This is a genomic window from Bacillus thuringiensis (assembly GCF_001182785.1).
GTDB classification, from domain to species: domain Bacteria; phylum Bacillota; class Bacilli; order Bacillales; family Bacillaceae_G; genus Bacillus_A; species Bacillus_A thuringiensis_S.
Window position 1 is genome coordinate 995,745 of sequence record NZ_CP012099.1, and the last position, 14,469, is coordinate 1,010,213.

Genomic DNA, 14,469 nt, shown 5'->3' on the forward strand with positions numbered 1-14,469 from the left:
ACACCTCCATTGAATTTGCATACTTAGTATGCGAATTCGGGAGGTGTTTTTCTATTAAGCCGAAGCTTTCTTCATTCTCTCAAGTAAACTAGATAACACATGCGTACGATACGATTCTAGTTTTTTACCTTCATAAGTACGGATACCTAATTTTTTAAGTTCTTTTACATACCAACCTTTGCTTCCGAAATACATGTGATCGCTCCCCTTCAACTTTGTTTTTATTTGTTCTGATTATACTTGGAGGTACAGGAATTATAATGAAGGAAATGAATTTCGCGCGAAAATGGTTAACTTTGTTGCAAAAGACATATATACTAAAGATAGTATACAACGAGGTGGACAAGACGTGATTATAGAGAAGCATGAAATTCAAATTGACCAAATTACGAGTGGTAAAGTGAATATCTTTACTTTCTATAGAAATAGAAAGCAAATTGATGATCATTTTTTACGATTGCAAGAACCATCGCTTACAGCAAACTACTTCTTCCATTTTCATTTTGATGTAGAGAGCTTGCATCTACTGCAGGAAGAGTTTCCAGGCGTATATCCGTACGACGGTAGTGAAACGATTCACGACTGGACGGAAAAGATGAAAGCTGAATTGCAGCATCAGATCCAAACAGGTAAATGGAATAAACGCGTACGTATCGGTAATCGCATTCTAGATGTGGTGTTTACGTGGTGTGACGAAGATATAGTAGAGTGAAAAAGAAGCGGATGACGCTTCTTTTTTTTAGCGCTGGAATAAAACGAGCTTACCTGCAGAAGATGTACAGCGATGTGTTTTTTCGTGCAATCCTTTTTCTTGTAAAATAGATTCACCTTTTGCTTTCGCTTCTTTTTCAGTTGCCGCCTCGAATGATTCGTCTAATGCTTTTGAACCATCTTTTTCAAAGACTGTTAGAACGTATACTCCCATGAAAATTCCCTCCAATAATTAAAAACAGAATCTTATAATTATTTTGACATAAAACGCTACAATATGCAAAGAAATATATGACATTGCGTGGTAAAATAGAATGAAACTTTAATCATCGAGAATATTTTCATTCTCGATGATTATTAGTTTTCAGCGATGTTAATTTTAATAAAATGAAACTTTTGAAAGATAGAAAGGATCGTTATTTGTGAAACAAGTAAAGTTTATACATGCGGCTGATTTGCATTTGGATAGTCCGTTTAAAGGGATGGAGATGAATGTATCGCAGTCTGTTTGGGAGAGAATGAAGCAAAGTACGTTCGAATCATTTGAACGTATTGTTGATAAAGCGATTCAAGAGCGCGTTGATTTCGTATTACTAGCTGGGGATTTGTATGATGCGGAGACGAGAAGTTTGAGGGCGCAAGTGTTTGTGCGTGAGCAAATGAAGAGACTTTCGCAGTACGATATCCCTGTTTTTATTATTCACGGTAACCATGATCATTTAGGAGGAAGCTGGGCGGCGATTGAGTTTCCGGAAAATGTTCATGTGTTTACGGAGCCTTATGTAGAAGAGAAATCATTTTATAAAAATGGTGAGTTGTTAGCTTCTATTTATGGGTTTAGTTATTTGCAGCAAGCGGTAACGGATAATATGACAGCGCAGTATACGAAAATGAGTGATGCGCCTTTTCATATTGGCATGCTTCACGGAAGTGTGGAAGGAGATGCAGAGCATAATCGCTATGCACCGTTTCAAATTCGTGAGTTGAAAGAAAAACAGTTTGATTATTGGGCTCTTGGCCATATACATAAACGTGAAATTTTATCAGAAGAGCCATACATTATTTATCCAGGGAACATACAAGGTCGTCATCGTAAGGAAACAGGGGAGAAGGGTGCGTACCTTATTGAACTTACGAAACAAGGAACGCGGTGTTTATTTTTCCATACGGCAGATGTTGTATGGGATGAGATCGAAGTTTGTATTGATGGACTTGAAACTGTTGATGAACTTATGACGAGCATGTCAACTACGATGAATGATTGCCGAAGAGAAGAGGAAGGGACGCTTTTAACTGTCGTATTCACAGGGCAGGGCCCACTTTCTCCTTATTTGCGTGACGAAAAGCGTGTGGAAGAGATTTTTCACATTTTAGCATCTGGCGAAGAGCGAAAAGATTTCGTATATGCGATGAAGTGGAAAAATGAGACGGTTTCTTTTGCGGAAATCGAACGTTTGAAAGCGGAAAATCATTTCGTCGGTAGTGTGCTAAAGGAGCTAGAAGCATTCACAAATATGGACGGCGTGTTGCGCACCATTTGGACATCTCCTGTAGCGCGTAATAGTATTGAATCTTTTACAGAAGACGAGAAGAAAGAGATTCAAAAGGAAGCAGAAAATATTATTTTAGAGCAATTATTCCAGCAAGAGAGGGATAAAAAATGAGAATTGAAAAACTCCATATTTATGGGTACGGAAAATTAGAAAATGTGGAAATGGATCTTTCATTGCTGACGGTACTATACGGTGAAAACGAAGCGGGGAAATCGACAATTCGCTCGTTTATGAAAAGCATTCTGTTCGGTTTTCCGACGAGAGGACAGCGCCGTTATGAGCCGAAAGAAGGCGGGAAGTATGGCGGTGCGCTGACTGTGCAAACAGAGCAGTACGGCCGTTTGAAAATTGAACGATTGCCAAAGACGGCAGCTGGCGAGGTGACCGTTTATTTTGAAGACGGGAAAACGGGCGGCGAGGAGATTTTAAACGATATATTAAGTGGGGTGAATGAAAGTTTATTTGAATCGGTCTTTTCATTTGATATGCATGGTCTTCAAAATATTCATCAGCTCGGCGAAGCGGATATTGGCAATTATTTATTTTCAGCAAGTGCAGTCGGAAGCGATGCGCTATTACAGTTAGATAAAAAGCTAGAAAAAGAAATGGATCAACGCTTTAAACCGAGTGGGCGTAAACCGGAAATTAACGTGTCACTGCAAGAGATGAAGAAACTTGAAGAGAAGATGAAAGAGTGGCAAGGGAAAATCGGAACGTATGAAAAACAGGTGCAGCAGTTAAAAGAATGCGAAGAGAAGCTCGCTTCTGTTCGCGGGGAGAAAGAGAGTGCGGAAAAACGAAAGCAAGATTATGAAATATTAGCAGCGCTTGAGCCACTCGTTATTGAAAAGCGTGCGCATGAGAAAGTGTTAGAAAATGAAAAAGGGCAGTTTCCTGTAAACGGAACGGCGCGCTATGAAGCAATTAAGGCGAAGATGGAGCCGCTTAGGTTACAAGTTGATTCGCTCCACAAAAAAATAGAGACGGTGCAATCGGAAATTGACTCGATTCAAATAGATGAAGAGTTTTTACAAAAAGAAAGTTATGTAGAAGAACTTCGTATGCAGCATTTGTCGTATGAAAATGCACGCCAAGAAATGCGTGATATGAGCGGGAATGTTGCGAATATAAAAGAAGAAATCGCAGAGCTAGAGCAACAAATCGGTGCTACTTTTGAAAAAGAAACAGTCCTTTCGTTTGATATGAGTTTGGCAACGAAAGAATTAATTACGCAAACCGTACAAAAAGCGCGTGAATTAGAAACGAAAAAAGCACAGCTTGATGATCGTTTTAAAGTAGCGCAAGAGCAATTAGAAGAACAAGAAGAAAATATAAGACAGATTCAGAAACAAATGTTAGTGGATGAAGAGCGAAATACGTTAGTTGAGAAAGAGAAATCGTTCCAAGATGCGGCGTTTATCGGTATGGGCGCAGAGAGAATGAAGCGCAAGTATGAGGAAAAAGCAGGAGCAGCTATGCAAAAGAAAAAGCAGTGGCAAAGAGTTTGTCTTCTGTTACTTCTTATTAACACGCTTGTTTTATTCACGAGTTTATTTATTGATAACCGCCCGCTCTTATTTATTAGTGTTATTGTTTTTGTAGGGATTGTTCTTGCCCTTGTTTTATATAAAGATCCGTCAAGTGGATTACAAGAAGAGCTTCTTACTCTTCAGCAAAGTGCTGGCGGAAGACAAAGTGAAGAAGCGCTGTCTGTGCGCTATCAGTTAGAAAAAGATGAAGAGATTCGGAAGCTATTTGAGCGTGAGTCTTATAAATTGCAGCAAATGGAGGGAGCTTATGATAAAGTCGTTTCATCGTATGAGGAATGGGAGAGAGAAACGTTCCAGGCGGGAGAACAAGTAGATGCATATAAAACGCGCTATATGTTTCCTGAATTTTATACGTATACACACATATTGCCAGCGTTTGAGCGTATTGAAAAAATGCAGCAATTATATCGTGAATTAGATAAGCAAGGTACGCGAAAATCTTCATTATATGAAATGATTTCGCATTTTGAACAGAAACTAGAAGCTGTTATCGGTAGTGCGGAGTATAGTAAGCTACACGGGGCACAAAGTCGTATGCAAAATGAGAAAGAGAAGCGCCAAACTTGTAAGCAGTTAAAAGAAAAACTGGCGGAATGGCAAGAAGAATATGGGTTTATGCAAGAACAATTAAAGCAATTGCTAGTAGAACGAGACAGTTTATGGCATATTGCAGAGGCTACAGATGAAGAGATGTTTTTAGAAGAAGGTAAACTGGCTGAAAAACGTGAAGATGCTGAGAAACAAGTAGTGCGTTTATTACCGCAAATTGATCTGTTGGAACAGCGTTTAACGAGCTTGTCACTAGCTGAACATTATGAAGCTGACGGTTATGAAGAGAAATTAAAGAGAGAAATGACAGTCGTGCAAAACTGCCTGGCGCAAGAGAAAGAACTGACAGAGCGTATTGCGAAACATCGTATGGAAATTGCGAATTTAGAAGAAGGTAGTACGTATGGCGATTTAATGCATGAATGGGAAATGAAAAAAGCGCAAGTGCGTGAACAAGTGAAGAAGTGGGCTGCTTATGCGGCCGCAAAAACGGTGTTAACGAAAACGAAGCAATATTATCATGAAGTGCATCTGCCACGTATTTTACAAAAATCAGAAGAGTACTTTGTGTATTTAACGGGCGGACGCTATAGTAAAATCTTTTCACCGTCAGAGTCAGAGCCGTTCATAGTTGAGCGTAACGACGGTATGCGTTTTTACAGTCATGAACTAAGCCAAGCGACAGCGGAGCAGTTATATTTATCGTTGAGATTTGCACTTGCGAAAACATTTGAACACGATTATCCATTTATTATTGATGATAGTTTCGTGCACTTTGATGCGGTAAGGACGAATCGAACGATTGAACTAATAAAGGAAATTGCAAAGGATAGACAAGTCATATTCTTTACATGTCATACGCATTTACTTGCGTATTTTACAGAAAAACAGATTATAAAATTAACACATATGCGTAAAGAAAATGAGTTGTAGTGTGCTATACTAAAAGTAACTGATTTGGTGGAGGAATTCGAATGAAAAAGAAAATTGCAGAGTATGAAGTTGGTGAACAAGTCGATGTTTTCTTGTTAATTAAAACAGCGACAAAAGGTCTAGCAAGTAATGGAAAGCCATTTTTAACAGTAATCTTACAAGATCCAAGTGGAGATATTGAAGCGAAGCTATGGGACGTATCACCAGAAGTTGAGAAACAATATGTAGCAGAAACAATCGTTAAAGTAGCTGGTGATATTTTAAATTACAAAGGCCGTATTCAATTACGCGTGAAACAAATCCGTGTTGCGAATGAAAATGAAGTAACAGACATCTCGGATTTCGTTGAAAAAGCACCAGTGAAAAAAGAAGATATGGTTGAGAAAATTACGCAATACATATTTGAAATGAGAAACCCGAACATTCAGCGTCTAACAAGACATTTATTAAATAAGCATCAAAATGAATTTTTAGAATATCCAGCAGCGACAAAGAATCATCATGAGTTCGTATCTGGACTAGCTTATCACGTCGTATCGATGCTAGATTTAGCGAAAGCTATTTCAAATCTATACCCATCATTAGATAAAGACTTACTATATGCAGGCGTTATTTTACATGACCTTGGTAAAGTAATTGAACTATCTGGCCCAATTTCTACAACGTATACGTTAGAAGGAAACTTACTAGGCCACATTTCTATCATGGTGAACGAAATCGGTAAAGCAGCAGACGAATTGCAAATCGATGCAGAAGAAGTATTAATTCTTCAACACATCGTCCTTTCGCACCACGGAAAAGCAGAATGGGGTAGCCCAAAACCACCATTAGTAAAAGAAGCAGAAATTCTGCACTACATCGATAACTTAGATGCAAAAATGAACATGATGGACCGCGCATTAGGACGTACAAAACCAGGCGAATACACAGAGCGTGTCTTCGCGCTTGATAATCGTTCGTTCTATAAACCGACGTTCCATAATTAAAAGTGTGAATAAAGTGGCCTCATTAAGTTTTAAAAGCTTAGTGAGGCTGTTTTCTTTATTAAAAATTAAATGAAATAGTTAAGAAGTACGCATGGGGTTAACGAAGAACGATTAAAACATATCTCACCACTAGAATGGGAGCATATCAACTTTAATATGGCAGATACTTAGAATCGCTTCAGCCTGTATAACAGGCCTAAAAATAAGAGTTGAAACTTGTTTAGCATCTATTTTTGTTAAAAGGTGGGAGAATTGTGCTATGATGTGGGCAAATATAAAACTATCTAAAGGAGGGATTTACATGCCGCATATTGTGTTTCGTGGAATTACTACTGAACAATTAAAACACATAAGCAAGCCATTAGTAGAAGAGCTCGCAGAGATTTGTGAGTGTGGTACGGATAATTTTACGTTGGAACTACCAAGTTCTACGTTTGTATTCAATGGAGAAGAAATAGAAGCGTTTCCTCTTATTGAAGTGAAATGGTTCGAGCGTGGACAGGAAATTCGTGATCGATTTGCCAAGGCCATTACTACATATGTAATGGATTTTGGACTTCCAGAAGTAGAGGTCGTATTTACGGTTTTCACAGAATCAGCGTATTATATTAACGGGAAGCATTGTGCAAGTTAGAGCTATTATAAATGTTTTTGTAACATTTATCCCGCATTAACGGGCAGTAAGACCCCGACCTCAAAATTCAGCGGAAGCAAAGAAGTTAGGTGGGGGATCAACTGTCCGTAAAAGCCCGATTGGTTCAACTAATAATCAGTGGGGGATGAACAAAAACCCCACTGATTAAAGTTTCACTTTATAAGGGATAGAACCACATCGCTATCAAGCTAACTAGACAAAATACCCTTTATATCAATTTTAATATAATCGATTCACTTCTTTATAAAAAGTTTGGTTATTTTATTGAAGCTTATTCCACAAACACACCCGTTTGTTCACTTTTTTACTGTTTGAAAGCCATACTTTTTATATTGATTCATTTATTGGAAAAACCGAAAGTTTTAAACTCTCTCTATTACATATTTATTTTTGGAAAAATAGCCTAACTCCAAATACTAATAATACTGTGCCAGTAATACCCTCTATTGTACGGTTCACCTTTTCTTTTCTTAAAAAAGTTCTTAATTGACGTATTAGAGAGATATAAAGTAAATACCATATTGCTGTCAAAGTCGTAAATGTGAATCCCAACAAAAGAAATTGGAAGAAATGACTTTGATTACTCACAATAAATTGGGGTAGAAAACTAAGGAAAAATACAGCCGTTTTTGGGTTTAAGATTGCCGTGGTAAATCCTTGTCTAAAACTTTTAACCGTTCTAATATCCTTAGAGTTTATTTCCACTGAACCTGACATATCTTCTTTTTTAGAAAAGGCACTTTTAATTGACTTTACAGCTAAATAAATTAAATAAAATGCCCCAGCATATTTTATTAATGTAAATAGCATAGCAAATTTCATTAAGATAGCAGAGAGTCCTAGTGTAGCCATTATTGTATGAATCATCATTCCAGATACCGTTCCTAAGACGGTCTTTATACCACCATTTCTACCATGAGAGATAGTGTTTTTTGTAACTAAAGCAAAACCGGGACCAGGCATCATTATAATAAGGAGTGCTGTAAGGATAAATAGCATATAATTTTCCATGTTATGGTATTTCCTTTCTGATTTTTAGTTTCGCTTATAGTATAGCTTTTTTCCTTAAAACATTAAATATAAAAAGTGTGATCAGGATAGTATCATAAACTTTCAAGGAGTTGTAATTGAATTATAGAGGGCTTCACTTGAATAATGTTCTTCTGTAAATGAGCGTTTTAATAGAATGTCAATTACGTAAATAATCAGATTTTACACCCTAAATGTTATTTAACAAAAAATCTTGAATTCGAGATTTTTTACTTGCTTTTCAATCACTTGAGGTGTAAAGTGATAGTAACGAAAGCGATTGAGTCATATGAAAAACATACACTCAGTTGTTTTCGATTAAAAAACAAAGTAACTTATACAGTAAAAACTAAGATGAATTTACAAAAACATAATTAAGAATAAATTGAAAAGCTAAAAACCATATTAGTTGTGGGAAATGTTATTTTTTTAGTTATCACTTGACTAGTAAAACGAAACGGAGGAATAACCAATGTATAAAATTAAAGGGCATCATCACATTTCAATGGTTACGAAAAATGCAAATGAAAATAATCACTTTTATAAAAACGTGCTTGGCTTACGTCGTGTGAAAATGACAGTAAACCAAGATGATCCGTCAATGTACCACTTATTTTATGGAGATAAAACAGGAAGTCCAGGTACGGAATTATCATTTTTTGAAATTCCATTAGTAGGAAGAACATATCGCGGTACGAATGCGATTACTCGAATTGGATTACTTGTTCCTTCAGAGGAAAGTTTGCATTACTGGAAAGCGCGATTTGAGAAATTTGATGTGAAACATAGTGAAATAACAACATATGCAAATCGTCCTGCTTTGCAATTTGAGGATACTGAAGGTCTTCGCTTAGTACTACTCGTTTCAAACGGAGAAAAAGTGGAGCACTGGGAAACTTGGGAGAAATCAGAAGTTCCTGCAGAGCATCAAATTCAAGGAATGGGTTCTGTGGAAATGACAGTTCGTAGACTTGATAAAATGTCGAGTACACTTACAGAGATGTTTGGTTATACAGAGGTTAGCCGCAGCGAAGAGGAAGCAATTTTCCAGTCCATTAAAGGAGAGGCTTTTGGAGAAATCGTTGTGAAATATTTAGATGGTCCTTCTGAAAAGCCGGGCCGAGGTAGCATTCACCATTTAGCAATTCGCGTGAAAAATGATGCAGAGCTTGCCTATTGGGAAGAACAGGTGAAACAAAGAGGCTTCCAGTCTTCAGGAATCATCGACCGTTTCTACTTTAAAAGCTTATATTTCCGTGAATCAAACGGAATCCTTTTTGAAATTGCGACAGATGGACCAGGATTTACAGTTGATGGAGATGTGGAACATTTAGGAGAAAAACTTGATTTACCACCGTTCTTAGAAGATCAGCGTGCAGAGATTGAAGCGAATTTAGCACCTATTGAAGAGAAGTAATAGGAGAGAAAATATAAATTAAAAACTATCGGAGGAATATAAAATGAACCAATTAAAAGGAATTCACCACGTTACAGCGATTACAAGTAGTGCAGAAAAGAACTATGAGTTTTTCACTCACGTTTTAGGAATGCGTTTAGTTAAGAAAACAGTAAACCAAGATGACATTCAAACGTATCATTTATTCTTTGCAGATGATAAAGGTAGTGCAGGAACAGATATGACATTCTTTGATTTCCCAGGTGTTCCGAAAGGAGTACACGGTACAAATGAAATTTCAAAAACTTCATTCCGTGTTCCGACTGATGCAGCATTAGAGTATTGGGTGAAACGCTTTGACCGTCTTGAAGTAGAACATACAGGAATTAAAGAGCAATTTGGTAAGAAAACTCTTTCTTTCGTTGACTTTGATGACCAACAATATCAATTAATCTCAGATGAACTTGATAAAGGAATCGAATCAGGTACACCGTGGCAAAACGGGCCAGTACCATTAGAATATGCAATCACTGGTTTAGGACCTGTATTTATCCGTATTGCAAACTTTAGCTTCTTCAAAGAAGTGTTAGAAAAAGTTCTATTATTTAAAGAGGTTGCGCAAGAAGGGGAATTCTATTTATTTGAAGTGAACGAAGGTGGAAACGGTGCCTCTGTCATCGTAGAACATAATACAGTTCTTCCTGAAGCACAACAAGGTTTTGGTACAGTGCACCATGCGGCATTCCGCGTAGAAGATCGCGCTGTATTAGAAGAATGGATTGAGAGAATCAGTAGCGTAGGACTTCCTTCATCTGGATATGTAAACCGTCACTTCTTCGAATCATTATATGCAAGAGTTGCACCACAAATTTTATTTGAATTCGCAACAGATGGCCCAGGATTTATGGGAGATGAGCCATACGAAACGCTTGGCGAAAAATTATCTTTACCTCCATTCCTAGAGCCAAAACGTGAAGAAATTGAAAAATTAGTTCGTCCAATTGATACAGTGAGAAGTACGAAGGAATTTATTAAAGAGTAAAATAGAGATAGTAAGTAGGAGAGCAAGTAGTTTTAGCGAAGTGCTGGAACTGCTTGCTTTTTTATGTGGATAATCATTAAAATGTTTAATCTTTATGAATTAATAAAAGAATTGTCAGTCAATTGTGGAGGAATATTTATTTTTAGGATGATTGGAATTAGTATTTGAATTTTCTGTTATTATTTATGGAAGAGTACATAACAGATGATTAGGAGGGGTTTCATGATTACATCTACTACAAACGAAAAATTGACGCAGCTATTGAATGAATGGTATCTAGAAATTAGATCAAGACGTATAAGTAATGCAGAACGTCTAAAACAAGAAATTGATTTTAAACTTACTAAACTAAAAAAAGAGACTGAAGAAGGTTTGCAGGACCAAAATCTATTACTTTATTATTATTTGCTAGAATTTCGATATAACTATTTAATAGATAATCTAGGCTTATCTCAAGAGAGTTTTAACAAGATAGATTCTTTTAATCAACCAACAGATCATTTTTTAACTTATTATTATCACTTTTTTAAAGCAATACATTCTAGTGAGTTAGGAAATTTTCATCTCGCTAAGGAACATTACGAAAAAGCTGAAAGCTTTCTAAAGTATGTTCCTGATCAATTAGAAAAAGCTGAATTTTATTATAAGTTAGCTACATTTCATTATGATATACAACAAGCTTTGGTATCTATTAAACATGCAACGAAAGCAAAGGATATGTATTCAAATCATGATGGATATGAATTAAATGTAGCTTTTTGTGATAATGTTTTAGGCTTATCCTGTATGAACTTAAAGGAATGGGAATTAGCTGAAGAGCATTTCACAGCTGCTATGGATCAATTTCAAAAGATTGGTGAAGAAAAATTTATTATTATGGTTCGTCATAATTTAGGATGGATGTATTCTACGCAAAATTTATCTGCATTGGCAATTCGTTATCTTACTGAAGTAGTAGAAAAATCTCCCCAACATTATAAATCTCTTTATGTAAAAGCAAAAGAGCATTACAAGTTAAAAGAGCATGAGATTGCAAATAAGCTTATAGAAAAAGGATTGAAGATCTGTAGAGATTCGAAAATTGAAGGATATCAACACCATTATGAAATTTTAAATGCATTAAATCAAGGTGTAAAAGCAGAAGAATTAGAAGTCATTATTCTTAGAGGAATTACGTATTTTGAAAGAGAAGAGTTATATGATTATACTCAGGAGTATAAGGAAAAATTAGCAATAAAATTTTATGAAGAAAACCTTTGGGAAGAGGCAAGTAAGTATTTTTATCTTAGTAAAAAAGCAAGAGAAAAACTTTTTGATAAGGGGGCTTTAAAATGAAAAAAATGGTGATTAAATTATTAGGGATTGTAACAGTATTTACACTAACTTTAGGAGTATATAGTTCAACAAATCATCAAGAAAGTCCAACAATAATGAAAGCTGAACATGGGGATTATGGTGGCTAAAATAGAAAAAGGGATCTCACAATGAGGTCTCTTTTTTCTTTTTAGTTGTAAAAGAATTGACTTACTTTAAATATGTAACTATAATAGTTACAGAATAACCATTAGTAATAGAAATGAGTTATATTTTTTTAGTATAATTGTAACTGTTCCAGTTACAATTAAAAAGAGAACATAAAATAACCAAAAAATGTAAAAACTTTAAATAGCAACAAGAGAAAGGAGACGGGAACTTTGAAACGGTTTAAGTTTTATATGATTAGCGGTATTGTGCTCGTTTTGTTAATTGTTTGTAATTTCGTCGATAAGCCGATTGCGAAGGTTGGAGAAGTGAAAGATACTGTTATGATGAAGCTGAATACGAAAGAGAGTATGGCGCAAATTGATGGGCAGACGATTTATTTTAAACAAATTGGTGAGGGGAAACCTCCGTTACTTATGCTGCATGGGTTTGGTGGTTCTTCTGATGGGTTTAGTGATATTTATCCGGAACTAGCGCGAGACCATACGATTATTGCGGTTGATATTTTAGGGTTTGGGCGTTCTTCTAAGCCAGTTGATTTTCAGTATTCGTTTCCTGCGCAAGTGAATTTATATTATAAGTTAATGAAGAAGCTCGGATACGATCAGTTTGCAGTGCTCGGCCATTCAATGGGCGGAGAGATGTCTCTTAATTTAGCGTATTTATATCCGGATGCAGTGACGCATCTCATCTTGGCGGATTCCACAGGGATAGAGTCTTTCCAGCAAAAAGAAAGTTATGAAGTACCACCGCTATCGACGGACTTACAAACTGTAACTGAGATTACGAAGTATAATAAAAATGAAGTGAAAAATAGTCGGGATGATAAAGAGCATTATGATCAGCTTACGAAAATGAGAGAGCGCCGCATTGCGATGGAAGCAGATAAAATTAAGGTACCGACTTTAATTATATGGGGACGACATGATAAGAGTGTTTCTTGGAAAAATGGTGAACTGTATCATGGGCTATTTGCGAATAGTACGTTTCATATTATTGAAAAAGGATACCACGCACCGTTTCGTCAGGAACCAATTGAGTTTATGGAATATGTACAAGCATTTTTCGCGAAGCATCCACAATAAAAATTTTAAGCATAAATCCACTTCCTTCCTCATAAAGTGAAACTAATAAGGCTTGTCTAAGGAAAGGAATGAAGTGATTTGGAAACTTTACCATGGTGGGTGTATCTTGTAATTGTCGGGATTGTACTAAGTGGCTACATGGTTTTATATACTTCGAAAAAAGAGCAAGATATGGATAATGAGTTTATCGAAAAAGAAGGCGAAGTGTATATGAAGCGCTTAGAAGAAGAGCGCGAGAAACGTAATCAGGATAGTGATAAAGATTCGGTATTGCTTTAATAAAAATTTTGAAAGACTACCACCTAGTAGAATTTTACAACTAGGTGGTAGCTTTTTTTCTTCTGGGGGAGCAGTATATGTTCATCAAGCTAAGGTTATATTAGTTTAATTTTACATGTATAAGAGAGTCATCATAAACTTTTATTGCTGGTATTTATATATATTTTTACTCATAAGAATGGAACTAGCGGGGATTTTACTGGGGGGGATTAACAATGCATAGGGATGAAACTTCATTACATCCTGATACAGGTGTTACATCTGTAATGTTTGTTGAGCGTTCATTAAATGAAATTCGTTTTTGGTCTAGAATCATGAAAGAGCATTCTTTTTTTCTTCGATTGGGATTTAGATGCGAGGATACTCAACTAATTGAAGAGGCTAATCAATTTTATCGATTGTTTGAACATATTGAACAAATAGCGCATTCCTATACAAATGAAACAGATCCTGAGCAAATAAAAAGATTTAATGCAGAAGTACAACAAGCCGCAACTAATATTTGGGGATTTAAACGAAAAATTTTAGGATTAATTCTCACATGTAAATTGCCAGGACAAAATAACTTTCCACTTTTAGTTGACCATACAAGTAGGGAAGCTGATTATTTTAGAAAACGTTTAATACAATTAAATGAAGGTAAATTAGATGCTCTTCCTGATGCTATTATTAAAGAAAATGTTTTCTTTTTACGGATTATGGCAGACCATGCTAAATTTATTGGCCATCTTCTTGATCCATCGGAAAGAAAGCTTGTAGATACAGCACGGAATTTTAGCAATGATTTTGATGAATTGATGTATCAAGCAATTGACTTAGAATCTATGAAACCACAATCCCAAACAGCGCCTCTTTTAGATCAATTTTTAGATCAAAATCGCGTGTCGGTTGCATCTCTTCGGGATTTTAAGAAAACAGCACGTGATTTAATTGAGCAATGCAAAATAAAGAGCATCATTCATCCATTATTGGCAGACCATGTCTTCCGTGAAGCTGATAGATTTCTTGAAATCATTGATATGTATGATGTTCATCTTACAAATATTCAATCACAACCTAGATATTAGAAGATAAGGAAAGATAGTATTTTACTTTCGGTTGAGAAGTTAACAATTTATTGTTAGCTTCTTTTCTTTGTGATTAAAATTTTCTTTTCGTTTAGTAAATTTCCTTTTAAGGGCTAAATAAATCCCTTTGAGTAAATATGTAATTATTTGTA

General features: G+C 35.9%; 15 protein-coding genes. 12 read left to right on the forward strand and 3 right to left on the reverse strand.

From position 1 onward, the window contains the following. Positions 1-54 precede the first annotated feature (54 nt). Positions 55-195: a YflJ family protein gene (locus tag AC241_RS05150; RefSeq protein WP_000273536.1), complete on the reverse strand. Its 141-nt coding sequence runs from the start codon at positions 193-195 to the stop codon at positions 55-57. 154 nt (positions 196-349) lie between these two features. Between AC241_RS05150 and AC241_RS05155 the strand changes: the two genes are divergently transcribed. Beyond that, a complete protein-coding gene (locus tag AC241_RS05155; protein WP_050842770.1) occupies positions 350-712 on the forward strand; it encodes a hypothetical protein in 363 nt (120 codons plus the stop codon). Between the two features lie 27 nt (positions 713-739). Here the strand turns inward: AC241_RS05155 and AC241_RS05160 are convergent, their stop codons facing one another. Next, positions 740-925: a YhzD family protein gene (locus AC241_RS05160; RefSeq protein ID WP_000539550.1), complete on the reverse strand. Its 186-nt coding sequence runs from the start codon at positions 923-925 to the stop codon at positions 740-742. Between the two features lie 208 nt (positions 926-1,133). On the opposite strand from AC241_RS05160, the gene AC241_RS05165 reads away from it, so the two are divergent. From AC241_RS05165 to AC241_RS05180, 4 genes are all read left to right on the forward strand, one after another. Beyond that, entirely contained in the window at positions 1,134-2,375 is a 1,242-nt protein-coding gene (locus tag AC241_RS05165; RefSeq protein WP_050842771.1) for a metallophosphoesterase family protein, read from the forward strand. Next, positions 2,372-5,296: an ATP-binding protein gene (locus AC241_RS05170; protein WP_050842773.1), complete on the forward strand. Its 2,925-nt coding sequence runs from the start codon at positions 2,372-2,374 to the stop codon at positions 5,294-5,296. Before AC241_RS05165 ends, AC241_RS05170 begins: the two co-directional genes overlap by 4 nt. 41 nt (positions 5,297-5,337) lie before the next feature. Beyond that, positions 5,338-6,282, forward strand: a complete 945-nt coding sequence (yhaM, locus tag AC241_RS05175) for a 3'-5' exoribonuclease YhaM (RefSeq protein WP_000726652.1) — start codon at positions 5,338-5,340, stop codon at positions 6,280-6,282. A 301-nt stretch (positions 6,283-6,583) separates the two neighbouring features. After that, positions 6,584-6,916: a DUF1904 family protein gene (locus AC241_RS05180; protein WP_029442057.1), complete on the forward strand. Its 333-nt coding sequence runs from the start codon at positions 6,584-6,586 to the stop codon at positions 6,914-6,916. 405 nt (positions 6,917-7,321) lie between these two features. On the opposite strand, the gene AC241_RS05185 is transcribed toward AC241_RS05180, so the two are convergent. Continuing rightward, on the reverse strand, positions 7,322-7,948 hold the full coding sequence (locus tag AC241_RS05185; protein ID WP_050842775.1) for a LysE family translocator: 627 nt from the start codon (positions 7,946-7,948) through the stop codon (positions 7,322-7,324). Between the two features lie 490 nt (positions 7,949-8,438). Between AC241_RS05185 and AC241_RS05190 the strand changes: the two genes are divergently transcribed. From AC241_RS05190 to AC241_RS05215, 7 genes are all read left to right on the forward strand, one after another. Beyond that, the gene (locus AC241_RS05190; RefSeq protein WP_050842777.1) at positions 8,439-9,383 is read left to right on the forward strand and encodes a ring-cleaving dioxygenase; all 945 of its coding nucleotides are present in this window, start codon (positions 8,439-8,441) and stop codon (positions 9,381-9,383) included. A gap of 43 nt (positions 9,384-9,426) precedes the next feature. Next, entirely contained in the window at positions 9,427-10,404 is a 978-nt protein-coding gene (locus AC241_RS05195; protein WP_043935333.1) for a ring-cleaving dioxygenase, read from the forward strand. A 222-nt stretch (positions 10,405-10,626) separates the two neighbouring features. Next, on the forward strand, positions 10,627-11,739 hold the full coding sequence (locus tag AC241_RS05200; RefSeq protein ID WP_050842779.1) for a response regulator aspartate phosphatase: 1,113 nt from the start codon (positions 10,627-10,629) through the stop codon (positions 11,737-11,739). Next, complete coding sequence (locus tag AC241_RS35665) at positions 11,736-11,867, forward strand: hypothetical protein (protein WP_016082610.1); 132 nt, start codon at positions 11,736-11,738, stop codon at positions 11,865-11,867. Before AC241_RS05200 ends, AC241_RS35665 begins: the two co-directional genes overlap by 4 nt. Before the next feature lie 231 nt (positions 11,868-12,098). Continuing rightward, complete coding sequence (locus AC241_RS05205) at positions 12,099-12,971, forward strand: alpha/beta fold hydrolase (protein WP_050842780.1); 873 nt, start codon at positions 12,099-12,101, stop codon at positions 12,969-12,971. A 78-nt stretch (positions 12,972-13,049) separates the two neighbouring features. Further along, entirely contained in the window at positions 13,050-13,250 is a 201-nt protein-coding gene (locus AC241_RS05210) for a sporulation YhaL family protein (RefSeq protein WP_000449223.1), read from the forward strand. Positions 13,251-13,465: 215 nt separating this feature from the next. After that, positions 13,466-14,317 (forward strand): DUF2935 domain-containing protein, encoded by an 852-nt coding sequence (locus AC241_RS05215; protein ID WP_000554479.1) that lies wholly within the window; start codon positions 13,466-13,468, stop codon positions 14,315-14,317. Positions 14,318-14,469 lie beyond the last annotated feature (152 nt).

Bases quoted from the DNA above. Each gene is read 5' to 3' on its own strand.
- AC241_RS05150 (WP_000273536.1), bottom strand. From the start codon at position 195: ATGTATTTCGGAAGCAAAGGTTGGTATGTAAAAGAACTTAAAAAATTA.
- AC241_RS05160 (WP_000539550.1), bottom strand. From the start codon at position 925: ATGGGAGTATACGTTCTAACAGTCTTTGAAAAAGATGGTTCAAAAGCA.
- AC241_RS05170 (WP_050842773.1), top strand. From the start codon at position 2,372: ATGAGAATTGAAAAACTCCATATTTATGGGTACGGAAAATTAGAAAAT.
- yhaM (WP_000726652.1), top strand. From the start codon at position 5,338: ATGAAAAAGAAAATTGCAGAGTATGAAGTTGGTGAACAAGTCGATGTT.
- AC241_RS05180 (WP_029442057.1), top strand. From the start codon at position 6,584: ATGCCGCATATTGTGTTTCGTGGAATTACTACTGAACAATTAAAACAC.
- AC241_RS05185 (WP_050842775.1), bottom strand. From the start codon at position 7,948: ATGGAAAATTATATGCTATTTATCCTTACAGCACTCCTTATTATAATG.
- AC241_RS05190 (WP_050842777.1), top strand. From the start codon at position 8,439: ATGTATAAAATTAAAGGGCATCATCACATTTCAATGGTTACGAAAAAT.
- AC241_RS05195 (WP_043935333.1), top strand. From the start codon at position 9,427: ATGAACCAATTAAAAGGAATTCACCACGTTACAGCGATTACAAGTAGT.
- AC241_RS05200 (WP_050842779.1), top strand. From the start codon at position 10,627: ATGATTACATCTACTACAAACGAAAAATTGACGCAGCTATTGAATGAA.
- AC241_RS35665 (WP_016082610.1), top strand. From the start codon at position 11,736: ATGAAAAAAATGGTGATTAAATTATTAGGGATTGTAACAGTATTTACA.
- AC241_RS05215 (WP_000554479.1), top strand. From the start codon at position 13,466: ATGCATAGGGATGAAACTTCATTACATCCTGATACAGGTGTTACATCT.